Raw genomic sequence first — 25,386 nt, forward strand, 5'->3', positions numbered from 1 at the left:
TACTCCTCAGCGCGCCAGAACGGATTTGAAGACCCGGCGCAGTTCGGCCGCCGGATCGGCCGCGAGCGTTTCGGAACGCCAGGCGACGTGGTGGTCGGGACGGACGACCAGGCAGCCGGTGTCGCGGATCTCCCGCGCGCCGGCCCAGTCGCCGGTATGATCCTCGATCGTGCGGCGCGGGCCGATCACATGGCTGCGGATCGGCAGACCGAGCTCCGCGCCCACCGTCTCCGCCGCGGCGACCCACGCCTCGCCGCCAATACCGGTCAAAAGCGTGAACTCGCCATGCCCGCAAAGATCGAGCGTCGAGACCTTCCTGCCCGAGCGCTCGAACACCCAGACATGCGGCAAGCGCGCGCCCGGCCACGTCGTTGGCGCATAGTGCAGCTCGCGATCCTTCTCGAATGCCGGCTCGCGCTGGCCGTCGGTCACCACCGCGCCGGACGCATAGCGCTGGTTCATCTCGACGCCATGGGCGTCGAACTCGTACTTCTTGAAGGCGATAGCCTTGCGGAGCGCCTCGCGCTGCGCTTCGGCGGCGGGCGTCGCGTCGGCGCGGGCCTCCATGTTCCTCTGGATCTTGTCGTGATCGACGCCGCCATCCATGCCGAGCGCCTCGAAGATCGGTCCGAATTCGGCGATGGACTGGTTCGCCCGCGTCACGATCTGGCGCGCGATCGGCGCGCGCTCGGCAGAGTAGCTATCCAGAAGCCCGATGGCCGCCTGCCCCTTGACGACCTTGGCAAGCTTCCAGGCCAGATTGAACCCATCCTGGATCGATGTGTTCGAGCCGAGCCCGTTCGAGGGCGGATGCCGGTGCGCGGCGTCGCCCATGATGAACACCCGCCCCTTCTGCATGTGCGTGGCGAAGCAGTTGTTCACCGTCCAGGTGTTGGCGCCCAGGAGCTTGATCTCGAGCGCGGGATCTCCGACCAATTGACGCGCGACCTCGGTGGCCAGTTCCGGCGTTACCTCCGGCGGCGGCTGGTTGATGTCGTAGCCCCAGACGATCAGCCACTCGTCCCACGGCCGCACCATGCGAACCAGACCCATGCCGATGCCGCCGACGTCGGCGCCGGGCTGCATGACCCAGTAGAGGACGCTCGGCCGGTGCGCGACGTATTTCGACAGATCGGCCCTGAACAGGATGTTCATCGAGCCGCCGACGCCCATCTTCCCGTCGAGCGGCAGGCCCAGATGCTCGGCCACCAGCGAGTTGCCGCCGTCGGCACCGACGAGGAACTTCGACCGCACGGTGAAATCCTTACCCGACAGCCGATCGCGGCAGGTCGTGGTCACGCCGTCCTCATCCTGGACATGGCCGACATATTCCGTGCTCATGCGTGCCTGCGTCCCGCGGGCGCAGGCCGACTTGAACAGGATCGGCTCCATGAAGGTCTGGGGCAGATCGTTCATGAAACAGGGAGACGACAGCAGATGTTCGGCCTTGGAGAGCGGCGCTGTACCCCAGCTCTTCATGCGGCCGATCTCCTCGCCGGCCAGGCTTTCGCAGAACACGTTCTCGCCCATCAGTTCCTGCGGCGAGGCGTGCATCATGGCCTCTGCCTCGACATCCGGACCGAGGTCGCGCAGCACTTCCATGGTGCGCTGGTTGGTGATGTGGGCACGCGGCGTGTTCGACAACCAGCGATAGCGATTGACGATCATGTTGGCCACGCCGTAGCTCGACAGCAGCGCGGCGGTGGCCGAGCCGGCCGGGCCAGTGCCGACGATCAGCACGTCGGTTTCGATATCCGCCATCAAATTCCTCCCTCGATCTTCGGACCGGTCAGCCTGCGGCGGACCGGAAACAGGTGCAGGCCCTTGCGGGACGCGATCAGGCCCCACAGCCCCTTTGGCGCAAAAAGCATCACGACAACGGCGATGAGGCCGAGCGTCATCAAGTACCAACTGCCGTAGTCGGCCAGCGCCGAGCGCAGCGCAAAGAAGACCAGCACACCGAGGATCGGCCCCTCGATGGTGCCGATGCCGCCGATGACGACAATGAAGATGACGTTGGCGGTCCAGTCGGTGACGGCAAAGGCCGCGCTCGGCGAGATGCGGGCCGTCTGCAGGAAAATCAGCGCGCCGGTCAGCCCGGTGGCGGCCGCGGCGATCAGAAAGACCGCCCATCTGAGCCGGGCGGTATCGACGCCCACCGATTGCGCCGCGTCGACATTGTCGCGCACGGCCGCCAGCGCCAGCCCGAGGCGGCTGCGCAGCAGCCAGTAGATCCCGCCCGTCACGGCCACGACCAGCACCAAAGCCAGCCAGTAGGCCATGATATCGCGTGCCGCGGCCTCGCGGACGCCGAACAGCGCCCGGACCGCATCGGTGCCCAGGATGCTGCTCGTCGCCTCGCGCGGCAGCGACGTGCCGGTGCCGCCGCCAAGTGCCTTCCACTGCGCAACCAGCAGGCGCGTCACTTCGGCGATCACCCAGGTGCCGATGGCGAAATACGCGCCCTGCAAGCGGAACGCGAAAAAGGCCGTCGGAACTGCCAGCACCAGCGCCGCAAGGGCGCCCAGCGGGATCGCCAGGACCGGATTCCAGCCGAGCAGGATCACGCCGGCGAACATCGCGTAGGCGCCGATGCCGACGAAAGCCTGCTGGCCCACCGAGACCAGGCCGCCATAGCCCGCCAGCAGGTTCCAGATCTGCGCCAGCGTCAGCATGGTGAGGATGAAGAACAGATCCTGTATGACACCACGCGAGGCCACGGCAGGCAGCGCGAGCGCGGCGACGAGGAAGAGCGGCACAATGATCGCGGTCACGGTTCCGGCGCGGGTGCGGGTTGTCAGTCGATACATGCCGCCCCCCTCAATCCACTGCGCGCGGAAAAAGTCCGCGCGGCCTGAGCAGCATCACGGCCAGGAAGGCGATGTGGCCGGCCAGTATCTGCCATTCCGGATTGAGCGCGGCGCCAAACGTTTGCGCCACGCCGATGATGATCCCGCCGGCAAGCGTTCCCCACAGGCTGCCGAGGCCGCCGATGATCACCGCCTCGAAGGCATAGATCAGCCGCGCCGGTCCGATCGAAGGATCGAAGTTCGCGCGCATGCCGAGATAGAGCGCCGCCAGCGTCACCACGACCATGGCGATCCCGGTGGCGATCGCGAAAATCCGTTTCGGCTCTATTCCCATCAGCCCCGCCGTCACGGCGTCGTCCGAGGTGGCGCGGAAGGCACGGCCGAGGGCGGTGTGGTAAAAGAGCGCGTTGAGCGCAATGATCGTCACGATCGCCGAGGCAAAGGTCATCAACGGCATGATCCCAACCGTGACCAGCCCTAGATCGAGCGATGCCCCTTCCAACGCGCCCACCGGAATGCGGCGGCTGTCGGCGGAGAAGGCCTCGAGCAGGCCGTTCTGCAAGGCGACCGACAGGCCGAACGTGACCAGAAGCGGCGGCAGGATGTCCTTGCCCAGCACGCGGTTCAGGACGGCGGCCTGCAGCAGCCAGCCGAGCCCGAACATCACGGGCATGGCAATCAGGGCAGCGATCCAGGGCGACAAGCCGAGCAGCGTGACGCCCATCAAAACCAGATAAGCGGCAAGAATGATGAGGTCGCCATGGGCTAGGTTCACCAGCCGCATGATGCCGAAGACGAGGCTCAACCCTGCTGCAAACAGGGCATAGAGCCCGCCCAGCAGAATCCCTTGCACGAGGGTGTCCAGCCAGATCATCGCCGCGCCACCTCGATCAGGCCACAAGGGTGCTGTGCGAGCAGACGACCGAGCCTTGGTTCCCGCGTCATGCCGCCACTCCGAAATAGGCAGAGTGGATATCTTCGCGCGTGACCTCGGCCGCCCTGGCGGCCAGCGTGACGCGACCCTCCATCATGCAGTAGACGCGGTCGGCCACTGCCAGCGCCTTGCCGATATCTTGCTCCACCAGCACGATCGCGGCGCCGCCTTGGCGGATCCTGGGAAGTGCTGCGTAGATATCGCGGATAACGACGGGCGCGAGGCCAAGGCTGATCTCGTCGCAAAGCAGCAATTCGGGGTTCGACATCAGCGCCCGGCCGATCGCCACCATCTGCTGCTGGCCACCCGAGAGCGCGGTACCGGGGCTCTTGCGCCGCTCGCCCAAGATCGGGAAAAGGTCATGGACCGCGTCGAGGCTCCACGGCCCCTGCACCTTACGCGCCTGCCCGCCGACCAGCAGGTTTTCCTCGACGGTCAGCGAAGGGAACAGCCGGCGCCCCTCCGGCACCATGGCGATGCCGCGCTTCATGATCTCGGCCGAAGACAGCGCGCCGATCGGCTCGTCCCTGTGCAGCACCATGCCGGGCGCGTTGCCGATCACGCCGGTGATCGAGCGCATCAGCGTGGATTTGCCGGCGCCGTTGGCGCCGATGATCGCCACGCATTCGCCCGCGGCCACGGTGATATCCACACCGAACAGCGCCCGGAACTGGCCGTAATCCGCGGTGAGGCCGCGCGTTTCCAGCATCAGACCTCGAGCCCCAGATAGATTTCGCGAACCGCCTTCGAGGCCATGATCTCATCAGGCGCGCCGATCCCGATCACGCGCCCGAAATTCAGCACGAGGAGCCGCTCGACCACCGAATTCAGGGCATGCAGCACATGCTCGATCCAGATGATGGTGGTCCCCCTCGCGTGGATGGCTCTGATCGTCGCGACCAGGGCCTTGCATTCGCCCTCCGTCAGACCGCCCGCGATCTCGTCCAGAAGCAGAAGTTCGGGGCCTGTCGCCAAGGCGCGGGCGAGTTCCAGGCGCTTGCGGTCGAGAAGGCTCAACGAGCCGGCCACGAAATTGGCTTTCCTGAGAAGCTCCGTCGCCTCGAGGATACCAGCGCAATCCTCGACCATCTCGGCCTCGCGTCCGCCGCGGCCGAAGGCGGCGGCGGTCAAGAGATTTTCGAACACGGTCAGCCCCTCGAAAGGCTGCGGAATCTGGAAGCTGCGGCCGACGCCCATGCGCACCCGCTCCATGGCCGGAGCGCGGGTCACGTCGCGGCCGAGGAATTCGATGCGACCCTCATTTGCAAACAGATTGCCGGTGATCAGGTTGAAGAGCGTCGATTTTCCCGCGCCGTTCGGGCCGATAATGCCCAGCGCTTCGCCGCGCGGCACGCTGACGGTCACGGAATCCGCAACCTTCAGGGCGCCGAAGGACTTCGAAACGTTTTCCAGCCTGAGTATCATCACAGTCATCCTTGGGTCGCGCCGAACGAGGGCGGCGGTATCAGCCGCCCCCGGCAGCGTCAGGCCAGGGCTTCCATCTTGCCAGCGGTGGGAATCTCGGTAGCGCCGGCGTTCTCGACGATCACCAGATCGAACCCGCCACCGGCCTTCTTCCGCCACTGGCCGCCAACGAGCGGCGTCTTGCAGACGTTCTTCGCGGCGAAAGGCGGCAGTCCCGCACCGCTCCATGCCACTTTCCCCACCACCGTCGTCATGTCGGTGGCGGCTATGGCCGCCGCGATCGCCTCGGCATTGGTCGGATCCGAAACGCGCCCCATGACATTGGCCGCCACCTCGAACAGCGAATGGACAAAACCGATCGGCTGCGTCCAGGGACGCCCGGTCTTGGCGGTGAAATCCGCCGCGATTTCCGCCGAGCTCTCGCCCGTCACGGACGATTTGAACGGATGCGAGGCCGACCACCAGACCTCGGATGAGAGGTTGTGGCCAGCATCGCCCAGCGTCTCGACCGATTGCGGAAAGAGGATCGCTTTGGCCACCGTTATCGCCTTGGGCTTGAAGCCCTGCTGGCGGGCCTGGTTCCAGAAGGTGGTGAAGTCCGGCGGAATGACCACACCGGTGACGATCTCGGCATTGGCCGCCTTGAAGGCGTTGACCTGCGCGGTGAAATCGTCCGACAGGTTCTGATAGCGGCCGGGATCGGCAAGGCTGAAACCGGCGGCATCGAGGCCCGGCTTCAAGCCGTTCTTCGGATCACCCCAGGCATTGCCGTCGGCATCGTTGGGGAACAGCCCGCCCACCTTGCCGTTGGTGGAAAGCTGCTTCCACATACCGGTGTAGACGGCGATGATGTCTTCGAGACCCCAGAAATAATGATAGGCAAAGTTGAAAGGCTTCCACGAGGACGGATCGGCCGGATTGCCCTGCTGGCCGATGAACCAGGGCTGCCACGGCGCCATCGTCGAGATCACCGGCACGCCCTCCGCCTCGCAGGTGGTGGCCACCGGATTGGTGTTCTCGGGCGTCGAGCCGACGAGCATCAGGTTGATCTCGTCATCGACGATCAGGCTCTTGGCCACCTCGGCCGCGCGATTGGGGTTCGACTGGCTGTCCTTGACGATGACCTCGAAGTTCTTGCCCGCCTCGGAAGCGAGGAAGGCCTTGATGTTGTAGTCATCGCTTTCCGCGAAGCCGGCGAGCGGCCCCGTCTGCGGCGAAACATAGCCCAGGCGGATCTTGGCGCCTTGCGCGATGGCCGGCGTCGCCAGGCGCGAACCGGCGAGCGCCAGGCCTGTCGCCGCCGAGGCTTTCAGTAGGCTGCGTCTTGTGATCATGTTTGGTTCCTCCCTCTTGTTTTGTTCTCAGTCCCCCGGACGGCGTCCCTCCCACGCCGCCTGAAGGAGTTCCCTTATCGATCCCGGATCAATCGGCCTTGGATTCGCATAGGCATTCTTCACCGCGATTGCCGCCGCGCGGTCGAGATCGGCCTCCTCGATGCCGATCGCCTTCAGGCTCAGCGGAGAGCCGACCGACTGTGCGAAATCCCAGAGCCCGCCGCCCGCCGAACCACCACCGAATGCCTCAGCGATCGGGCGCAGCAGATCGGGCACCGCCGCTTCGTTGAAGGCGGTCGTGTAGGGCAGCAGGATGGCGTGGGTTTCGGCGTGCGGCGTGTCGAACGAGCCGCCGAAGACGTGCGCCAGCTTGTGATGCAGCGCCATCGAGACATAGCCGAGTGCGGTCGAGCAGCACCACGCCGCATAGAGCGCCTGCGTCCGGGCCGCGCGATCCTGCGGATTGCCGATCAACCTTGGAATGCCTTCCCGGAAGGCAACCATGGCATCCCTGCACATCAGCACGATGACCGGATTGCGATCGGGGGCATACAAGGCTTCCATCGCATGAGCGATCGCGTTCATCGCCGAGGTTACGGTGAGATTTACCGGCAAGCTCAGTGTCAGATCGACGTCGTAGATCACCGTCTCTGGGCGAATGTCCGGCGAGCGGCGGGTGGTCTTCTCGCCGGCTGCCGTCTCGCCGAGTATGTCGGTCATTTCCGAGCCGGCATAGGTGGTGGGAATGACCACCTGGTCGGCGCCCGTGCGCACGGCAATGGCCTTGCCGAGCCCAGTGGTCGAGCCGCCGCCGAGGCTGACGACCGCCGAAGCGCCACTGCCGCGGAAGGTATCGATGGCCTTTTCCGTGACCTCGACAGGGGTATGCATGACCGCGCCGGCAAAGATCCCGGCGGCGAGGCCACCAAGGCTTGCGGCCAGCCTTTCCGCATCGCCCTTCTGATGCGGCGTCGAAAGCACCATCACCTTTTCATGGCCGAGCCGCCGGACTTCCTCCTCGACGCGAGCCATGGTGCCGGCACCGAAGACCACCCGTGTCGTCAGGCCCGGAAAGGTGAAGCTGTCCATCATCGCGCCGCCTCCATGCGCGGGCCACGCCCGGCCGCGAGGTCGTCGAGGATAGTGCCCAGCATGGCAATCTCGGCGTCCGAGACCTCATGGCCGCGGCCCGGGAACAGATCGGCCCGCAGGCTCGCGCCAATCCGGCCCAGCGATTGCGCGGCATCGGCAAACGCCGAGACCGGTATCCACGGATCGGCATCACCACCGGAAAGATAAATCGGCATTCCGGCCGGCGCCGCCTCGGATCTTTCGTCCGCCGGAACGCCGACACGGCAGCCCGTGAAGGCCGCCAAAGCGTCCGGCGGCGGCAGCCCCGCACAGAGATATTCGATCGAGAGACACGCCCCTTGCGAGAAGCCCGCGAGAAGCAGCGGCAGTCCGGGCAGTTCGGCACGCGCCGCAACCATTGCGGCCGCAAGGTGGTCGAGCGCGTCAGAGAGCTGCGCGCGGGCGACCGACGTCAACGGGTCGACGGCACGCGCCTCCCACCACATGCCGTGCGGCGCGCGCGGCAGGATGAAGGCCACGGCCGACGCGGAAAGCCGCGACAGCACATGGGACTGCATCTCTTCGGGCGATTGGCCGCGGCCGTGGACGAAGACGCAAATCGCCTTAGCCTCCGGGCCTCTTGGCCCAAGCCGGAGCGGACCGCTGCCTGAACTCACGCGAAATCCGCCTGTTCCAGGCCGGCCTGCAATTCGCTCTCGCGGTCCTTGAACCAAGGCGGGAAGACCAGCGTCTTGCCGATCTGGCCCGGAGGCTCGTCCTTGGCCCAGCCTTCCGGCGTGGTCCAGGCAATTTCGAACAGCGCGCCGCCGGGCGAGCGGACATAACAGGACTTGAAGTAGTTGCGGTCCTTCTGCTCCGATATGTCCGTGAAGCCGAGGCCCTCGATATGAGCGCGCAGCTTCAACTGGTTCTCTTCGTCGCCGGTGTTGAGGGCGAGGTGGTGGATCGTGCCTCCCGCCAGAGTCCAGGTGCCCTGCGGGCTGTCGCGGTCGACAATGACCTCCACGCGCTGTGCGACGCCGGCCGCATCCGGCACGCGGAACACGAGCCCCTCGTGGTCGTCGGCCTCTTTCTCCATCGGCAATGCGATGGTCAGGAAGTCGTCCATGGCGGTGCGGTCCATCACCGCCACCACGGCGCCGTAGATTCCCTTGATGCCGTGGGCCTTGCCGATGCCCTGCGCCTCGTTGGTGATGGGCGCGCGGGGATCCCTGTCGCTTTCCACCAGCTCATGCGGGATGCCGCAGGGATGTGCGAAAGCCGCACGGTCGGCGCCAAAACGGGTGATCTTGATGGCCTCGATGCCGCGCGCATTCAACCGGTCGACCCAGAAATCCGCGGCGCCCCTGGGGATCGACTGCATGATGGTGCGCGACTGATTGGACCCGCGGCGGCCATAGACGCCCGGCTTGCGGAACGGGAAGGTGGTGATGATCGTCGACGCATCGCCATTGGGCGAGCCGTAATAGAGGTGGTAGACCGGGATGACGCCGTCGAACAAGACGGTGCGCTTCACCGAATGCAGGCCGAGCGCCTTGGTATAGAAATCAAAATCTTCCTGAGCGCTGTCGGTCGAGAGCGTCAAATGGTGGTAGCCGCTGATACGTGCCATCGGTCATCTCCTCCCAGAGGTTTCGGTATCGCTCCGCCGCTGCGGGCAGAGCACGAGGTTGAGGTCGAGCGCGTGCTTGCGTTTTCCTCCATTGGGCGGCAGCGCGCGGAACTCGGCCATGAGTTCGGGTTTGACCCCGAAGATGGCATCCCGGCCGATCGCAGGGTCCGACCGGTCGAAGATGTGGGTCGTCAGCGTCTCGAAGTCCTCCGCCGAGACGCGAAAATGGATATGGGCCGGCCGCTCGAGGCCAAGGCCGAGCGCTGACATCAATTGACCGACCGGTCCGTCCGACGGCAGCGTATAGCCCTTCGGCTTCACCGTCGTGAAGCGGAACCGTCCCTGCGGATCGGTACGGAAGCGTCCGCGCAGATTGAATTCCGGCTGCCGGTCGGGTTCCTGGTTCTCGTAGAGACCCTCGGCATTGGCCTGCCAGATCTCGACCGTCGCATCGCTGACCCCCGCGCCGTCGAGCGCGACGATGCGGCCCGCGACCTCCAGCGGCTCGCCCTTGTGATCGCGCGAGATGTTCGCGCCGGGTGGCATCTCCGGCACGTCGGCCCGGTAGAAGGGCCCGGCCAGGGTGTTTGGTGTCGCTCCGGCGGGGCGCGGGCTGTTCTGATCCTCGATCAGCGAAGACACGCCCAGGACGTCGGCGAACAGCACCCATTCCTGGCGCCGCGCATCGGCGTAGTGGCCAACCTCGGTCAGAAAATCGATCGCCTGGCGGAATTCCTCGCCGGAGGGCCGCAACTCCACGATCAGCGCGTGCAAACCATCCACGGCTGCCTGCGCCGCCGCCGCCAGGCGGGACTGGCCCATTGCCGTCAGGCGCCGCGAGAATTCCTCGGCCTGCGTCGATATCGCCTTGGGGGACTCATCCCGCTTCGGGTCGTGCTGGCCGTGCATTCCGCCGGGGCCTCCCTTCCCCTTGCCAAGCGGGATAGCACGGCCCGACGCGATGCTTGATGAGATGTGACGTCCCTTGTATAGCGTTTTGCTATGAAGCTGAACGAGCGCCACCTCATGCAGCTCGCCGCGGTGCTGGATGCCGGCGGCGTGTCGGAAGGAGCCGCCATGCTGGGCTTGACCCAGCCGGCGGTCAGCCGATCACTGGCCATGCTGGAGGCGCGGGTGGGTGAGCCGCTGTTCCTCAAGGGCCGCCGGCCGCTGCAGGCGACGCCGCTCGGCTTCCAGCTGGCGGCGCAGGGCCGCACGATCATCACCGCGTCCCGCAAGGCGTCGGATGCGGTGCAGGGTTTCATGAAAGGAACGAAGGGCGTCGTGCGTGTCGGCGGCGTGCCGTTCTTCATGGACGCGATGATCAGCCGGATGATCGGAGAGTTCCAGAAGCTCGAACCCGAGGTCACCGTTCAGCAGAGCTATATGAACCTGCCCGAGATGGTCGCGGCACTGGACAGCAACCAGATCGACCTCGGCATCGTGCCGATCGGCGTGCTCGACCTTGGTCCCGGCTTCGAATTCACCGAAATCCTGCCCGGACGCAATGTCGTGGCTTGCCGGCCCGATCATCCCCTGCTGCGAAATCGCCGCCTCAGGGCGCATGACCTGACCAGCTTTCCCTGGGTGGCTCCCCTGCCCGGCTCTCCGCTGATGTCGGACCTGCAGATGATCCTGATGAGCATCGGCATGTCGGACCTGAACATCCGCTATTCGGGAGGCTCGCTGATGAGCGTGATCAACTTCCTTGCCGAAACCGATGCGTTGGCCGTGCTGCCATTCTCCGTGGTCTTCGCGCAGCGCAAGGAGAGCCGGGTTACGGTGCTGCCCTACGAAATCCCGCAGCCCAGCCGCTCACTCGGTATCCTTCGCCGGGTCAGCGGACCACGCTCACCGGCGGCAGAGCGCTTCGCCGGCCACGTCACGACCGCCTTCGAAAACCTGAAGCACATCATCAAACGGCATGAGAATGCCGTTGTCTGGGGACGGTAAACCAGCCTCGCTATTCGAATGATGCGGTAGCGTCACACAACGCGCATGTTTCCTCCAGCCGGAGGCGCTTCATCCCCGCGTCGCCGGTTAGGCTCGACGGCCGCCCGCCCCCAAAAGCCGTCGGGCCGCCAGAAATCCCGATATCCTATTGGTCACGCCCTCCTCCACCTCGCCATCACTGCGTAAACGCTTTGGACATCTGATCCGCAAAGGGTTTCAACAGATAAGACCAGACATTGCGTTCGTCGGTGCGGATATGAACCTCGGCGGGCATACCTGGCCTCAGCACCTTCGCTTCGGTCAGGCAGCTCGATTTGCTTTCAACCTTGATACGCGCCGAAAAATAGGAAAGCTGACGTTGCGGGTCTTTAATCAGATCTGCCGAGATGTGTTTCACTGACCCTTGGCAGACCGGAGTGGTTCCCACGTCGAACGCCGGAAAACGGATCGACACCGGCTGCCCAGGCCGGACATCGTCGACCCGCGACGGAGGGATCAGCGCGTCCACCACAAGATCGTCGGTATCAGGTACGATGGTCATAAGCATCTCGCCAGGCGCGATAACGCCGCCGACGGTATGGACAGCCGATTCCTGTATCGTTCCGGACTGTGGCGCGCGGATCGTTGTCTTGGTCAGTTCATCCTGCGCCACAATCCTCCGTTCGTTGAGTTCGGTCTGCTTGGCTTCCGTCTCGCGGAGTTCGGTCGTCACGTCGGTGCGCCTTTGGTCATCCAGCTGCAGCATCTGCAACCCCGTTTCGCTGATGCGCGCCTGGGCTTCCGCTACTGCTGCAGCGAGGCGACCCGATTCTCCCCTGGCCCGGGTGGCATCCAACTTGATGTTGCTTACCCTCTCCTTGGAGACGAGTTTTTTGGCGTAGAGGGAATCAACGTCGGCGAAATCCTTGCTCAGCAGGGCAACCGATTCATCCACCGCGCTCTGTTGCGCTTTAAGACCGTCGATCTGACGTTCAAGTTGCTGGGATTGGCTTCTCAGCTGTGCCTTCTGTCCAGCCAAAGCCGAAGAGCGCGTTTCAAAGAGAGCGCGTTCGCCGTTGACGAGCGCAGCCAGCTCCGGTTGGTTCATTCGCGCTTTCAGGCCGACCGGCAGCTGCATTTCCGCCAAGCCCGTGCGCTCGGCCTCCAGCCGGGCGAGGCGAACGGTCGCGCGATCGAGATCCTCGCTGATGATTTGCAGGTTCGCGCGTGTCAGCGTGTCATCCAGCCTGACCAGCACGTCGCCGGCTCGCACATGATCTCCGTCCTGCGCGAAGATCCCGCCCACTGTTCCTCCGGTTTGATGCTGGACCTTCTTGACGTTGCTTTCTACCACCACGGTGGCCGGTGCAACCACGGCGCCGGCGATCTTGGTCAATCCCAGCCACAGGCCGCCGCCGAGGACCAGCAGACCTGTAATCACCAAGCCGAATATCAGGTTGGCCCGTATACCGTCCGGCAGATCTGGCGAGCTCACGGCAGGTCCTTTGCTGCCACGAAGGGTCCGGGCATAGGACGAGAAGGTGACGAATGTTTCGAGCAGAGCCTCATGCATGCCCGGCAACCCCCGGTATCGGCGCCAAAGAAGATGGCCGAGGTGAAACAGGCGGTGAAGGTCGGAGCACGTTCGCCAAGACCTCCTCGCGCGAGCCAAAGGCATGAACCGTCCCGTTCGACATAACCAGCACCTGATCGATGTTGGCGAGTGCCGAGGGACGATGCGCAACGACAATGACGATGCCCCCGCGCTGACGCACTGCCCGTATGGCGCCGGCCAGGGCAGCGTCCCCATCCACGTCGAGGTTCGAGTTCGGTTCGTCGAGCACGACAAGGAACGGCTCGCCATAAAGTGCTCGGGCGAGACCCACGAGTTGCCTCTGCCCTGCCGACAGGGCTGCTCCCCCCTCCCCGATGCGGGTCTGAAATCCCTGAGGGAGTTGCATGATCATTTTCTCGACGCCGGCGGCTCTTGCCGCCGCAAGGACGCCTTTTGGATCCGTCTTGCCTCGGAACCTCGAAATGTTGTCTGCTACCGTGCCGTCAAACAACTCCACATCCTGCGGCATGTAGCCGATATGGGCGCCGAGATGTTCCGAGTTCCATTGATCGAGAGAGGCGCCGTCCAATCTCACCGAGCCATGGAGCGGCTTCCACACCCCGACCAACGAACGGGCCAGCGTCGTCTTGCCGGAGCCGCTCGGGCCGACGACGGCCATTCCAGCCCCCCTCGACAGGTGGAAGCTTACATTTACAACGGTCGGTCTTGTCAGGCCGGGCGGCGCGACTGTCAGTTGCTCGACGGCAAATCGTGCCTGTGGACGAGGCAATTCCATCGGATCGTCCTGACTGCCAAATGCAGCCATGACAGCTGCCAGCTCGCTATAGCTGCGCCGGGTCGATAGAAAACCTCTCCAGTTTGCAATCGCCGCGTCAACTGGGGCCAAGGCCCGGCCGAGCAATATGGAAGATGCGATAATCACCCCAGGAGAAGCTTCACCGCCGATGACCAGGTAGGCACCGAGCCCCAGAACGCCGGATTGCAGACCCATGCGAAGCGCCTTCGAGAAGGAACTGGCGCCACCGACGACATCCGAGAGGCGCTCCTGCTGACCAAGATATGCACGGCTGACGTCGCTCCAGCGTCGAGCCAGTCGACCAGAAAGCCCCATTGCATGAACAACCTCGGCGTTGCGCCGGGCGGAGTCGGCAAGCGCCCGTTGCGACGACAAGTCTTCGGAGGCGCGCGCGGCCGGACCACGGCTAAAGACTTCCGCAACCGCCGTGAGGAGGACCACGGCGATCGCGCCGACGGTTGCCAACAAGCCGAGCAAAGGATGGAGCAAATAAATGATCACCAGATAAAAAGGGATCCACGGAGCGTCGAAGATGACCGTCGGTCCCGTTCCGGAAAGAAAGCCGCGCAGTCGGTCAAGATCGTGCAAAGGCTGCAAGCGGCCCGCATCACGTCCTGCCTTGAGCGGCAAGGACAGGGAGATGGAGAACACCTTTTGCTGCAAATTTCTATAGAGAAGACTGCCGATGCGGACCAGCACGCGAAGCCGCACGAAATCCAGGAGCCCGTAGACCGCATACAAGCCCAGCATGCCGATCGTGAACCCCACCAGGGTTGGAACGCTCTGCGACGGCAGAACGCGATCGTAGATCTGCAACATATAGACCGAACCGGTCAGGGCGAGAATGTTTATCACTGCCGAGAACAGCGCCACGCCAAGCAGCCCAGGCATGCAGGCGAGAATGGCGGAACGCAGCTCGGGAGAACCGGCCCCCGATGTTTTCATGACCAGCGGTCGTTCGCGCGACACTGCCGCGCCGTTACTTCCGTAAATTGTGATGGCTCAAACCTTTCTTGGTGCGCATAGCAGCCGCTATCCGTCGCCCCCCTTATTACGCTCTGCTTACATACGTCGACTTTGAGGAAAATGCAGCGGATTCGTGGCGCAGGACCAACGAAACGCGACCCGCAGCGTGCACAGGCTGGGGATAACTCCCCCAAAAAACGGCAATTCACGCTAGTAACGCAGTCCAGAATGGAACACGCAAAAGGGGCTTATGTCCTTGCTTCCACACACTTTCAAAGACGCCACGGTCGTTGACACAAAATACCTGATGCGGAGCAACAACTTAGATCAATCAAACCTTTTGTCGTTCTGTATTCTGTATTTGATCTCGTCCCGATACACCAATCACTCGAGCAGACCATCAGTCTCCCAGACTTTCAGAGGCGGCAAATTGACGACCGTCAGGCCGGCACGCCGGATCGTCATTCAAACGGAGGAGGACGGTGATCGAGCCTGACGTATTGTGGTTTAACGCATGCGCAGGGATGGCGACTGGAGGGCTCGTTCACCTCGGGGCGCTGGCCGACGGGTTCGACCGGCCCCATCTGTGACGGCTGCCAACCTGCCCAAGGAGGCGGATCGCGCCTTCGCCATCGTCGTTATCAGAGCGGACGCCGCGTTAGCCGGTGCGTTATCCGCGTAGTGGGGTGTTGCGTGGAAAAGAAGTATCGGAAATTAAGAAGAGCTGTCTGGGAAACGATATATAGGGTCAGCTTGATAACCCCGAATTTCTACGTTCTGAACTACCCCATAGCAGCAGCGGGATTCTTTAACGGGAACAATAGGTTCCCAAGACGGGTTTCCAGTCAATCGGCTACGATAAATGATTTTATATTTGACAGAATGATACGAAATAGATGGGGATACCTGGAGAAGATTTGCGTTGATAAGCATTATGCTAAATACATAGCTAGTGGAATCGCAGGCCTTAAAATCCCAAAGACGATCTCTGTATTCAAGATAGATAGAAATACGACGGCAGATGACATTTTACTTTGGATCCAGCCTTTCCTCGGACGTCATTTCGTGATGAAGCCGACCCATTCCTCTGGAAAAATTATATTCCTCGACAAACCGCTCAATAGGAAAACTCTAGAGGAATTCTTAAATTTCTCTAAGAGATCGTACTTTAATATTGGACGAGAGACACAATATTATAAAATGGAAAAGAAATTAATTGTCGAAGACAACATTTCTACTGGCGGCGAATTAAGTGACTACAAATTCTTTTGCGTTCGCGGCAAGGCAATTTATCTTCAGGTCGACGTCGGTAGATTTGTTGATCATAAAAGGGCTGTCTTTTCTCTTCCGGATTTTAAGCAGATTGATGTCATGTATGGTTATGACCTACCAGAAAACGTAGAAAGGCCGGAAAATCTCGAAAAAATGATCGAGATCGCGGAAACGATATCTAGGGATGTTGAGTTTGTCAGGGTCGATTTGTACAGCATTAATGGTGACATATATTTTGGAGAGATGACTTTTTCTCCATGCGCTGGATCGGATCATATTTCAAACGAGAGTTGGGCCATCGATTTTTTAAATAGGATCAAAGCAGAAAGTGCTCCTAAAGCAGCGATAGGTGGCCGCTTCACGCCGCAAGCGGCACGATCTTTCGACCGTCAAGTTGGCGGGTGAGCCGCGAGCGCGTCAGCGCAAGCCTCGGTTCATGTGCCGAGGCACCCCAATTGGCTTTCCCCTAGTTGGGGATAACCCGGTCGGGAAAGGCGGATATTTCCCAATCACGCGGCTCAACAATGAGCCGGATGAGAGGGGCTTATGTTGTTGTTGCGGCACTGTTTTAAAAGACTTCGGTTGACCCGAAGCGGAACATCTCCTGCTATGCAGCAATCCTGTCGGCGATCAAAGATTCTATCCAGCGGGTGTCGTATTTGATTTGGGCCTAATATGCGCCGTCAACTAAGCAGACGTGGGGCATAACCGAATCAACCAAAGGATTTTTGGATGACACTCCACTACGCGTCCGGTGGATCAGCCGCCGAGATCGCAACCGCCGGATTCAATCTGGCTGATGTTCAGTACGTTTCGCAAGTCAATGCCTTGCCGGATGGCATGAAAGGCTTGGTTTATCTCGGTGAGCACGACGGAGTAACTTCGTCTTTCATTGATAAAGTCACTCCCTTCATAGGTAATCCAAATGTGTTCGGGTTTTACCTTAGCGACGAGCCTGATCCGACAGGCAAGTGGGGCAGCTACGCAACCGCTGCAAATCTAAAGGCGGAATCCGACTGGATTCATTCTCATGTTCCCGGCGCCAAGACCTTCATCACGATGATGAACTTGGGCACGGATGGCTCCCCGAGCTACATGAACCCGAACGACCCGGCCCACGCCGCTTACAATCCGGCGAATACGGGCATCGATTTCTACGGTATCGGCTATTACCCCATCAACAACACTTCGGCTCCCGACTACACCCATATCGACAAGATGGTTGCGGCTGCCGGTGAAGCGGGCATCCCGATTGACAAGATCGTCCCGCTTTACCAGGCGTTCGGTGGTGGCAACTGGGAAACCAGCGCTGGCGGCAAGTTTGTCATGCCCACCGCTGCCCAGGAGCAGGCCATGATTGATCGTTGGGCCGCACTGGTTCCGTCGCCGGCCTTTGACTATACCTATAAATGGGGAACGCAGAATGGCGACACCGCGCTTGAAAGCGCCTCGGAACTGAAAGCCTTTTTCCTCCAGCACAATCTCGAGGGCACCCATGCCCCGGTCTCGCCCCCGGTTAGTGATCCTGCCACGCCCCCGGTCAGTGATCCGGTCGGCACACCGACCACGCCTCCTACTCACGTCGGCACGCCTGCTCCCACCGCGCCGGCCCCGTCGGGCAGCGATCATGTCTTCCATGGCACGCGCGGCGCAGACGTTTTCCACGCAACCAGGGGCAATGACAAATATCTCGTCAACAATGCTCATGACAAGGTCATGGAAGCGCCAAACGGGGGCTTCGACAAGGTCGCGGCCTCGGTGAGTTACGCTCTTACGGCGGGATCACATGTCGAGCAGCTCTCCACCGCCAATTCCGGTGGCAGGGCGTCCATCAACCTGACCGGCAACGAATTCGGTCAAGCCATCTATGGAAATGGCGGTGCCAACAAGATCAATGGCGGCGGTGGCGCCGACAAGATGACCGGCTATGGCGGCAATGACACCTATTACGTCGACAATGCCCACGACAAGGTGGTGGAGCAGAGAGGAAGCGGCCTCGACAAGGTTCTTGCCTCGGTGAGCTTCGCTCTTTCGGCTGGCTCGCACATCGAGCAACTCGCAACCACCAAGGCGTCCGGCAAGGCCGCCATCAATCTGACCGGCAACGAATTCGGACAGACCATTCACGGCAATGCCGGTAACAACAAGATCGACGGTGGCGGCGGGGCCGATACGTTGACCGGGCACGGGGGCAGAGATGCCTTCGTGTTCAGTACCGCCCTTGGTTCTGGAAACGTCGACACGATCACTGATTTCAACAAAGCCCAGGACAAGATCCACCTCGACCATTCCATCTTTGCCGGTCTCGATCAGGGGGGCCTCTCGTCGGACGCTTTCTTTGCCGGCAAAGCGGCGCATGACAGTTCCGATCACATTATCTACAACAGTTCGACCGGAGCTCTTTCTTTCGACAGCGACGGCGTCGGAGGCGCAAACCAGATCCATTTCGCGAGCCTCTCTCCGCATCTGTCGATTACTGCATCGTCTTTCCTGGTCACCTGACGCTCCAGCGACGAATGCCTTAAAAGGTCGGCGAGGTCTTGGGGCCTCGCCGACAGTCGTTTGGGCCGAGCGTCCGAACTTCGCGCCCATCAGCGAGCCGCAGAGTTCAGGTCCGCCACGCCTTACTCCAGCCACTCATCGTGCCCACTTCAGGCAATGCCGTGGGCGCGTCCCGGTGAGACTGCGTCGGCAAGACAGGAGGGGACATTAGCGCTCCCCACTGCGAGGGAATCTCGCCTCACTGGTCCTACCCCTTTCCAAACATCATGGTGTCATTCAAACGGACGAGGACAGGAACCCGGCCTCCCCATAGCGTGCACTCGGGCGGGATGCGCTCATAGGTGATGAAACCGGGCCGTGGCAGCATCGAGAGCGTCAGTTACTCGATTGCCCGCCGTGTGCGCTGGGGAGAGGCAGATGAACCCACATCTGGTCTGCGTGGGAGGCGAGGATCACGCCTTGAGAGTTCCCTTCCTCATCGCGCTGCGAGAGAAAGGCTTTCGCGTTACGGCGGTCTCGAGCGGTTCTCCCGTACCGTTTTTAAGGCATGACATTTCGCATCACAGGTTCTCCTTCGACCGGTTTGCATCTGGCGGCGGGGAATGGCGTGCTCTCGGAACGATGCGCCGATTGATGCGGGAGCTTCAGCCCGACATCATCCAGAGTTTCGACACCAAGCCAAATCTGTTGACGCCCCTTTCCATGCGGGGAACAGTTCCGGTTATTCGCACCATCAACGGGCTGGGCTGGACGTTCTCATCTCTGGCGCCTCGCGCTTTGGCCCTGCGTCCGGTCTATTGCGCGCTGCAATGGCTCGCGTCTTCGTGGACGGCGGCGACCGTTTTCCAAAATCGTGATGACCAACTGTTCTTCGAGCGCTTTCGGCTGACCGGTCGCGGAAGCTCGCGACTGATACGCAGTTCCGGAATCGATGTCGATGCGTTCGCAACGGTGCGCCATCTCGGGTCCTCGGCAACGAAGATGCGTAGGGAACTCGGCCTCCAGTCCGCCGAAGTGGTGATCTTTGTCGGCCGCTTGACCCGTCAGAAGGGTGTGGGAACCCTCCTCGAGGCGGTTCCTCGCGTCGTGGCCGAAAGACCAGCAGCACGATTTGTGCTTGTCGGCCCGCGAGAATCCGAAGGCTCATTCGCAATCGACAAGTCCGAGATCGACCGGCACGCATCTCATGTGCTGGCCTTGGGTCCACGACGTGATGTCGCTGATCTCCTTGGCATGGCCGATGTATTCGCCTTTCCCACCCAGTATCGCGAAGGAGTACCGCGTGTGTTGCTGGAAGCGGGGCTTTCGGGACTGCCAATCGTGGCTTCCAGGATGCCAGGCTGCAGAGACGTCGTCGAAGACGGGTGGAATGGCTACCTGGTTGCACCGCATGACGCCGATGCCCTTGCCTCGCGAACAATAGACTTGCTGTCCGACCGCGCTGGGGCAAAGGCAATGGGCGTCCGTTCCGCTGAACTTGTGCGGGAGCGATTTGCCCTGCCGTTGGTGGTCGATCAGTACTGCGACCTGTACGAAAACACACTCCGCGCGGGGCTTCCGCGACCGCTCCCTGCTGTCGCACTTGAGGGCAGCCTCGCAGATCACCGGGGCGGAGCACGTCAATGATCCGGGACGCCTTGCTCGCCCTGGGAGTTGCGATGTCCTACGCGACGCAACTGGCCGTTCCGGGATTGCCGCTCGGCTATGGCGAATTGTTCATCGCGATCTGGATCGTTCTGGCGATTGGACGAATATTCGCCGGGGGTCGTCTCCAGGTCACACCCGCTTTTGTCCAACTGGCGAGCTTCTGGCTGATCTTGTCGCTGGCTTTGGGAATCGGCACGATCGTCGGCTACCTGACCACCGTCCTTTACTTGACCGGGCTGGTACATGACCTGATGGCCTACATGCTGCTGGCCGGCTTCACATGCCTGGCGGCCGCGGAGCCCGACGCCGATCGTCACCTTCGCCGCAGTGCCTGGTGGGTGATCGCCATCGCCAATGGAAGCTTCGTAATTCAGCTGGGATTGGCATTTGGGGTAGCCCACCAGCCCGGCGTCGACCCCTGGTTCTGGGACAGATTCCGTGGCTGGTCCGAGAACCCGAACCAACTTGCGCTCTATTGCGCGCTTTTTGGCCCCCTGGCTTTGCACCTTGCCACGACCACCCGTAACCCATGGCGCCGTTTGCTCGCATTCTCCAGCCTGATCCTGACCTTTTATGTCGGCCGGCTGACGAAGAGCGACACCTATCTCTACACCAGTATCCTGAGCTGCCTCGTCTTTCTCGGATTGCGGCTTCGTGCATGGATCGCAACAAGCGGTCGCGCCAGCCTGCCCCGCTTGTCAGCAATTGTGCTGTTGGCGGGTTCCTTGCCTTTAGCGCTGGCGATGACGCCCTACGCGCTCACCGAAGAGGCCAGCGTCGCCCATTTTGCCAAGAGCCTTACCAAGGACCAGGGTGGGGAAGCGACACTCGAAACGTTCGAACTCCGGCTCTATCTGTGGCAGGACGCGGTGGAAACGGGGTTGAAATCCGGGTCGCTGGGATTGGGCCCTGGGCCTCACCTCGAGCGCCCGCCCGTCGCCGACCGTCAATTTCTGCAGCGACCTTTCGAGGCCCATAATACCGTTCTTGACCTTTACCTGCAGGGCGGATTGCTTGCGGTGATGGCATTGGTCTGGATCGTGGGAGCCGCAATGTCGCTTGCCTGGCGAGCGGGATTCGACGCGCTGCTGGTGCTCGGTGCGTCGACGATAATCTTCAGCATGCCTCACCTGATCATCCGCCATCCGATCGTGTGGTTTTCGCTGGCTTTCTGCCTCGTTGCCGGAAATCCGACCGCACTTCGGCGGCAACTTGCCGAGCCCAGGGTGCCCTAAATGTGTGGGATCGCCGGAATTCTATTGGCTTCCGATGCCACAGACATAAAGCCGCTCCAAGCGATCGGGCGGATGACCGCATCGCTGCGTCACCGGGGCCCGGATGGCGAAGGGCTCTGGGCCGATCGCGAGGCTGGAATCGCATTGGGCCACAGGCGATTGGCAATTGTCGACCTGTCAGCCGCCGGGCACCAGCCGATGCATTCCGCCGGCGGCCGATACGTGATCACCTTCAACGGTGAGATATACAATTTTCGCGATTTGCGTTGCGAACTCGAGGGTGCGGGCCAAACCTTTCAAGGCGCCAGCGACACCGAAGTGATGCTCAGCGCAATCGAGCATTGGGGGCTTGAAACCGCCCTCACACGCTTTGCCGGAATGTTCGTGTTCGCATTGTGGGATCTGAAGACAAGAAGCCTGCATCTGGCCCGTGACAGGATGGGCAAAAAGCCCCTCTATGTTGCTTCGACCCGAGACGCATTGGTCTTCGCCTCTGAGCTGAAGGCGATCAACACCTTTCCGGGCTTCTCTCCCGACCTTGATCTTGATGCCGCGGCGGCAATGCTTTCAACGGGATGGGTGCCGGACCATCTCTGTATCTGGCGAGGCGTGTTCAAACTGCCGCCTGGTTCCGTCCTTTCCGTCACCGCGGCGAATTATGCCGAAGACCGCAGCGCGGACCGTCTTTCGCAACGCGTTCACCGCTGGTGGTCACTGGCTGACGTTGCAGCCGATGGGCGACGGAACCCCGCTACCGGCACCGACGACGATCTGGTTGACGAACTGGACAACCGGCTTCGGCTGGCCGTGCGGGAACGCATGATCGCCGACGTCCCTCTGGGCGGCTTCCTGTCGGGCGGGATCGACAGCTCAGCCGTGATCGCCCTGATGCAGGCTCAATCCTGCAAGCCGGTTCGCAGCTTCACGATCTCGTTCGCAGAGGGCGGCTTTGATGAAGCTCCATACGCAGCGGCCGTTGCCCGTCATCTGGGCACCGACCACTCCGAACTTCACCTCTCGCCCAGCGGCGCACGTGACGTCATTCCCGAGTTGCCGCAGGTCTGGGATGAACCCTTCGCCGATGAATCGCAGATACCGACCTTGCTCGTTGCCAGGCTCGCCCGTCAGCACGTCACCGTAGCGCTGTCGGGCGACGGCGGTGACGAATGCTTCGCAGGATACGGCCGCCACTTCATGGCGGAGCGGTTGAAACGACACCTGCGCCTGCCCCGACAACTGCGCCGAACCTTGGCGGCAGGGGCAGGTTTTTTCGCACGCGCCGGACGCGACGATGTCATCGGCAAACTGCCACTCTCTGCGAGCGCGAGGCATTTTATCCGGAGCGACCGGATGGAACGTCTCGCCCGGCTGCTCGCGGCATCGAATGAAGACGAATTGTTTCAGCGGCTGGCGCGGCCACAGGCTGAAAACCTGGGACGTCAGCGGCCCACCGAACCAATCTACTGTCACGGCGGTCCGCCGCTTGACGACCTGCTCTCCCGTCTTTTGTGCGATGACATGGCGGGATACTTGCCTGGCGATATCTTGGTGAAGCTGGACCGTGCCACTATGGCCAACAGCCTTGAGGGCCGGTGTCCTCTGCTTGACCACCGCGTTGTCGAATTCTCCTGGCGGCTGCCATCCAACATGAAAGTTCGTGATGGCGCCGGCAAATGGATTCTTCGTCAATTGCTACGCCGCTATCTCCCGCAGCACCTGATCGAGCGTCCGAAACAGGGCTTCGATGTCCCTATCGCAGCATGGCTGCGGGGTCCGCTGCGCAACTGGGCCGGCGATCTTCTCGCCGACATGCGAGCAGAAAGCAGTGACGTATTGGACGCTGCGAAGATCGACGCCTGCTGGCGCGATCACATTGATGGCCAGAACCGCTCGCGCGAATTGTGGTCCGCATTGATGTTCCAGGCCTGGCGGAGCAAGGCCAACCGGCAAGCACAGCAAACCGGCCCAATTCATGAACCCGATCTGGCAGGAGTATAAAATGGTAGGTTCCGCAATCAGCCCGATCCAGCTGCCACGGATCAATCAACCACCAGCACCGGTTCTCGAAGGCAGAGTGCACGTGCGGTCATTGCGCGAATATGTCGAGCCGCCCACCGCGTCGCACCAACTCTTCGTGATTCTGGCAAGGCGAAAATGGTCTATTGTTGCCTTCGCTGTGTTGGGCGGGCTGCTGGCGGGGTTGGTGGGAAGTCTTCGCCCGGTTCTCTACGAAGCAACTACTCAGCTTATCATCGACGCCCCATCGCGCGGTTCACTGCCCGTCGGCGCCCCGTCTTCGCAGGACCTCGTCGATTCAAGCATAGATGACCACATCACGATGCTATCGTCGCAAGACCATCTGCGCCGCGTCATGGCGGCACTGCGCAAGACAGGTGCGGCTGAAACCGGACAGGACAATTCCGCTAGCGGGAATTCCCGGCTTGAGCCGTCTGCCATCCCTGCCCCGAGGACACGCTCGCTTGCCGGTGGTCTACTGGACCGACTGTGGCCAGGAGCAGACAAAACAATCAGTGATTCACAAGCCGAGGATGCCTCCGAATTGAGAGCCTTGCGGCAAGGAATGCGGGTCGGGCAGGAGCTGCGATCGAGAGTAGTCTCCGTCGCTTTCGCCGATGACAGTCCCGCGCGGGCGGCGCTCGTGGCCAACACATTCGCTCAGGTCTATGTCGACAATCTGATAAGGAGAAGGCAGGCATCCGACCAGCAAGAACTCGATGCGATCACCACCAGCCTGCCCAGGCTGCAAAACGATCTGCAGGCAGCGGCCGACCGCCTTGAGAAATATCGGTTGAGCCACGGAGCCATCGACCAAGGCTCGGCGGACAATGCAGCCAGGGAACGGGCCGACCTCAGCCAGCAATTGTCGATGTCAAACGCAGATCTCGCCGCTGTGGAAACTCGGCTGCGACATGTTCAGGAGCTTCGAGCGCAGGGGGCTTCTTTCGTCTCCGTGGCCGAAGCCATTGGCGGGCCTGAACTTGCCGATCTCGCGGCTCGACAGGCTCGCGCGCCTGCGGACCAAGAACTCAGAAACCTGACCGAAAGCAAGGTCGAACAAGGCATCGACAAGATTGCTGCGGACGCAAACATCTTCCGTGCCCAGATCGCCACTCTTGAGAGCCGGAAGGCCATTTTGGATGCGGTCATGGCCGACACCGCCAGCCGGCTTTCCGGGTTGCGGGTTCTCGAGCCGCAGGTCAGTTTGCTGACCCAGCGATACAACGAACTTCTTGGCCGGCAACAGGATTTGACGCGGCGTATCGGAGTTCCCTCGGCTGGAATTTCCATTCTATCGGCGGCATGGCCGCCGACCATCCCGCAGACCTTGCCCGCCATCTTCCTTGTTCCGCCCGGGATGATTGTGTTCGCTATACTGGGCGCGATTTTCGTCACGATGCGCAATCACTTCGATCGGACTTTCCGCGGTGAGACCGAGGCGGAAGCGGTGCTCAAGGTTCCATGTATGGGGCAGATTCCCGAAGCAGGCAGGGTGCATGCCAAACGACTGCGAACCCTTGTCCTGGGCGAGCGCAGCTCCGCCTATAGCCGCGCCGTGACGTCGTTGCTGATTGCTGCGGCGCCCAATGCGCTGAGGGCTCGTTCGTCGTACACGGCGCTTGTCACCTCCAGCGTCCCGGAGGATGGGGGGACCGAGCTCGCATGGAGTCTGGCGCTGGCCGGCACGCGGATGGGCGGTCGTGTTCTCTTGATCGATCTTGAACGCAAGGGCGTTCAACTCACGCTCGAGTTCCTGCATCAGTTCAGCGAGCGCAAGAGCCGCCATTCCTTCGCTGACTATGTCTGCAATCGCAGCAACCTGGAAAACGCCGTGGCCAGTCTGCATGAAATCGGCATCGACGTGATGACCGCTGCTCCGTCGGACGATCTGCTGGCGGTGTTGTCCTGCGAGGATGGGGGCAAAGTGATGGCGGATCTGCACTTGACCTATCGCATCGTCATCATAAACCTGCCGTCGGCGCTCGGGCGGCCGGAAGCCAAATTTCTGGCTGGATGGGCTGATGCGGTGCTTTTTGCCGTCCGATGGAGGAAAACGCCACGTACCCTCGCTCGCGGGGTGCTGGAACTCCTTCAGGGCAACGGTTCTCTTGCGGTACCCGTCGGCAGCGTCCTCACGCAAGTGAACTTGAAAAAACATGCCGGATATCGGCTCGAGGATAGCGCCGACCTCTTGCGCGAGCAGATAGCATGACCAAGCACAGGCTCGTCCTTGG

19 protein-coding genes are annotated in these 25,386 nt (G+C 61.9%); 7 read left to right on the forward strand and 12 right to left on the reverse strand.

The window, feature by feature from the left end:
• Positions 1 to 6: 6 nt before the first annotated feature.
• From MESCI_RS26755 to MESCI_RS26800, 10 genes are all read right to left on the reverse strand, one after another.
• Positions 7 to 1,761 carry an FAD-dependent oxidoreductase gene (locus MESCI_RS26755; RefSeq protein ID WP_013533091.1) on the reverse strand — a complete coding sequence of 585 codons (1,755 nt, stop codon included), beginning with the start codon at positions 1,759 to 1,761 and terminating at the stop codon, positions 7 to 9.
• Positions 1,761 to 2,810, reverse strand: coding sequence for a branched-chain amino acid ABC transporter permease (locus MESCI_RS26760; protein WP_013533092.1), 1,050 nt, complete (start codon positions 2,808 to 2,810; stop codon positions 1,761 to 1,763). The genes MESCI_RS26755 and MESCI_RS26760 overlap by 1 nt, the downstream gene beginning before the upstream one ends.
• 10 nt (positions 2,811 to 2,820) lie before the next feature.
• Positions 2,821 to 3,684, reverse strand: coding sequence for a branched-chain amino acid ABC transporter permease (locus MESCI_RS26765; protein ID WP_013533093.1), 864 nt, complete (start codon positions 3,682 to 3,684; stop codon positions 2,821 to 2,823).
• Between the two features lie 67 nt (positions 3,685 to 3,751).
• Entirely contained in the window at positions 3,752 to 4,453 is a 702-nt protein-coding gene (locus MESCI_RS26770; protein WP_013533094.1) for an ABC transporter ATP-binding protein, read from the reverse strand.
• Complete coding sequence (locus MESCI_RS26775) at positions 4,453 to 5,169, reverse strand: ABC transporter ATP-binding protein (RefSeq protein ID WP_013533095.1); 717 nt, start codon at positions 5,167 to 5,169, stop codon at positions 4,453 to 4,455. Before MESCI_RS26775 ends, MESCI_RS26770 begins: the two co-directional genes overlap by 1 nt.
• A 59-nt stretch (positions 5,170 to 5,228) precedes the next feature.
• Positions 5,229 to 6,503 carry an ABC transporter substrate-binding protein gene (locus MESCI_RS26780; protein WP_013533096.1) on the reverse strand — a complete coding sequence of 425 codons (1,275 nt, stop codon included), beginning with the start codon at positions 6,501 to 6,503 and terminating at the stop codon, positions 5,229 to 5,231.
• Positions 6,504 to 6,530: 27 nt separating this feature from the next.
• Positions 6,531 to 7,595, reverse strand: coding sequence for a maleylacetate reductase (locus MESCI_RS26785; RefSeq protein WP_013533097.1), 1,065 nt, complete (start codon positions 7,593 to 7,595; stop codon positions 6,531 to 6,533).
• A complete protein-coding gene (locus MESCI_RS26790) occupies positions 7,592 to 8,251 on the reverse strand; it encodes an alpha/beta hydrolase (RefSeq protein ID WP_013533098.1) in 660 nt (219 codons plus the stop codon). The genes MESCI_RS26785 and MESCI_RS26790 overlap by 4 nt, the downstream gene beginning before the upstream one ends.
• Positions 8,248 to 9,207, reverse strand: coding sequence for a VOC family protein (locus MESCI_RS26795; RefSeq protein ID WP_013533099.1), 960 nt, complete (start codon positions 9,205 to 9,207; stop codon positions 8,248 to 8,250). The genes MESCI_RS26790 and MESCI_RS26795 overlap by 4 nt, the downstream gene beginning before the upstream one ends.
• 3 nt (positions 9,208 to 9,210) lie before the next feature.
• Complete coding sequence (locus tag MESCI_RS26800; RefSeq protein ID WP_013533100.1) at positions 9,211 to 10,116, reverse strand: dioxygenase family protein; 906 nt, start codon at positions 10,114 to 10,116, stop codon at positions 9,211 to 9,213.
• 93 nt (positions 10,117 to 10,209) lie between these two features.
• On the opposite strand from MESCI_RS26800, the gene MESCI_RS26805 reads away from it, so the two are divergent.
• Positions 10,210 to 11,160, forward strand: a complete 951-nt coding sequence (locus tag MESCI_RS26805) for a LysR family transcriptional regulator (RefSeq protein WP_013533101.1) — start codon at positions 10,210 to 10,212, stop codon at positions 11,158 to 11,160.
• A 175-nt stretch (positions 11,161 to 11,335) separates the two neighbouring features.
• Here MESCI_RS26805 and MESCI_RS26810 read toward each other — a convergent pair whose 3' ends face one another.
• Complete coding sequence (locus tag MESCI_RS26810; protein WP_013533102.1) at positions 11,336 to 12,712, reverse strand: HlyD family type I secretion periplasmic adaptor subunit; 1,377 nt, start codon at positions 12,710 to 12,712, stop codon at positions 11,336 to 11,338.
• Positions 12,705 to 14,456 (reverse strand): type I secretion system permease/ATPase, encoded by a 1,752-nt coding sequence (locus tag MESCI_RS26815; protein ID WP_063167497.1) that lies wholly within the window; start codon positions 14,454 to 14,456, stop codon positions 12,705 to 12,707. Before MESCI_RS26815 ends, MESCI_RS26810 begins: the two co-directional genes overlap by 8 nt.
• A 714-nt stretch (positions 14,457 to 15,170) precedes the next feature.
• Here MESCI_RS26815 and MESCI_RS26820 point away from each other — a divergent pair.
• The 6 genes from MESCI_RS26820 (at position 15,171) to MESCI_RS26845 (ending at position 25,364) form a co-directional block, all read left to right on the forward strand.
• A complete protein-coding gene (locus tag MESCI_RS26820; protein WP_164745800.1) occupies positions 15,171 to 16,154 on the forward strand; it encodes an ATP-grasp fold amidoligase family protein in 984 nt (327 codons plus the stop codon).
• A gap of 327 nt (positions 16,155 to 16,481) precedes the next feature.
• Positions 16,482 to 18,251, forward strand: coding sequence for a calcium-binding protein (locus MESCI_RS26825; protein ID WP_013533105.1), 1,770 nt, complete (start codon positions 16,482 to 16,484; stop codon positions 18,249 to 18,251).
• Between the two features lie 417 nt (positions 18,252 to 18,668).
• Complete coding sequence (locus MESCI_RS26830; protein ID WP_013533106.1) at positions 18,669 to 19,877, forward strand: glycosyltransferase family 4 protein; 1,209 nt, start codon at positions 18,669 to 18,671, stop codon at positions 19,875 to 19,877.
• Positions 19,874 to 21,133, forward strand: a complete 1,260-nt coding sequence (locus MESCI_RS26835; RefSeq protein ID WP_013533107.1) for an O-antigen ligase family protein — start codon at positions 19,874 to 19,876, stop codon at positions 21,131 to 21,133. The genes MESCI_RS26830 and MESCI_RS26835 overlap by 4 nt, the downstream gene beginning before the upstream one ends.
• Positions 21,134 to 23,131, forward strand: coding sequence for an asparagine synthase (glutamine-hydrolyzing) (asnB, locus tag MESCI_RS26840; protein WP_013533108.1), 1,998 nt, complete (start codon positions 21,134 to 21,136; stop codon positions 23,129 to 23,131). It begins immediately after the preceding gene.
• Between the two features lies 1 nt (position 23,132).
• Positions 23,133 to 25,364: a GumC family protein gene (locus tag MESCI_RS26845; protein ID WP_013533109.1), complete on the forward strand. Its 2,232-nt coding sequence runs from the start codon at positions 23,133 to 23,135 to the stop codon at positions 25,362 to 25,364.
• Positions 25,365 to 25,386 lie beyond the last annotated feature (22 nt).

Origin of the sequence: Mesorhizobium ciceri biovar biserrulae WSM1271 (assembly GCF_000185905.1) — a bacterium.
Classification (GTDB): domain Bacteria; phylum Pseudomonadota; class Alphaproteobacteria; order Rhizobiales; family Rhizobiaceae; genus Mesorhizobium; species Mesorhizobium ciceri.

What these genes read in the sequence shown, in the direction of transcription:
- MESCI_RS26805 (WP_013533101.1), top strand. Translation starts at nt 10,210, where the DNA reads ATGAAGCTGAACGAGCGCCACCTCATGCAGCTCGCCGCGGTGCTGGAT.
- MESCI_RS26810 (WP_013533102.1), bottom strand. Translation starts at nt 12,712, where the DNA reads ATGCATGAGGCTCTGCTCGAAACATTCGTCACCTTCTCGTCCTATGCC.
- MESCI_RS26835 (WP_013533107.1), top strand. Translation starts at nt 19,874, where the DNA reads ATGATCCGGGACGCCTTGCTCGCCCTGGGAGTTGCGATGTCCTACGCG.
- MESCI_RS26765 (WP_013533093.1), bottom strand. Translation starts at nt 3,684, where the DNA reads ATGATCTGGCTGGACACCCTCGTGCAAGGGATTCTGCTGGGCGGGCTC.
- MESCI_RS26780 (WP_013533096.1), bottom strand. Translation starts at nt 6,503, where the DNA reads ATGATCACAAGACGCAGCCTACTGAAAGCCTCGGCGGCGACAGGCCTG.
- MESCI_RS26755 (WP_013533091.1), bottom strand. Translation starts at nt 1,761, where the DNA reads ATGGCGGATATCGAAACCGACGTGCTGATCGTCGGCACTGGCCCGGCC.
- MESCI_RS26845 (WP_013533109.1), top strand. Translation starts at nt 23,133, where the DNA reads ATGGTAGGTTCCGCAATCAGCCCGATCCAGCTGCCACGGATCAATCAA.
- MESCI_RS26775 (WP_013533095.1), bottom strand. Translation starts at nt 5,169, where the DNA reads ATGATACTCAGGCTGGAAAACGTTTCGAAGTCCTTCGGCGCCCTGAAG.
- MESCI_RS26795 (WP_013533099.1), bottom strand. Translation starts at nt 9,207, where the DNA reads ATGGCACGTATCAGCGGCTACCACCATTTGACGCTCTCGACCGACAGC.
- MESCI_RS26770 (WP_013533094.1), bottom strand. Translation starts at nt 4,453, where the DNA reads ATGCTGGAAACGCGCGGCCTCACCGCGGATTACGGCCAGTTCCGGGCG.
- MESCI_RS26800 (WP_013533100.1), bottom strand. Translation starts at nt 10,116, where the DNA reads ATGCACGGCCAGCACGACCCGAAGCGGGATGAGTCCCCCAAGGCGATA.
- MESCI_RS26815 (WP_063167497.1), bottom strand. Translation starts at nt 14,456, where the DNA reads ATGAAAACATCGGGGGCCGGTTCTCCCGAGCTGCGTTCCGCCATTCTC.
- MESCI_RS26785 (WP_013533097.1), bottom strand. Translation starts at nt 7,595, where the DNA reads ATGATGGACAGCTTCACCTTTCCGGGCCTGACGACACGGGTGGTCTTC.
- MESCI_RS26760 (WP_013533092.1), bottom strand. Translation starts at nt 2,810, where the DNA reads ATGTATCGACTGACAACCCGCACCCGCGCCGGAACCGTGACCGCGATC.
- MESCI_RS26830 (WP_013533106.1), top strand. Translation starts at nt 18,669, where the DNA reads ATGAACCCACATCTGGTCTGCGTGGGAGGCGAGGATCACGCCTTGAGA.
- asnB (WP_013533108.1), top strand. Translation starts at nt 21,134, where the DNA reads ATGTGTGGGATCGCCGGAATTCTATTGGCTTCCGATGCCACAGACATA.
- MESCI_RS26825 (WP_013533105.1), top strand. Translation starts at nt 16,482, where the DNA reads ATGACACTCCACTACGCGTCCGGTGGATCAGCCGCCGAGATCGCAACC.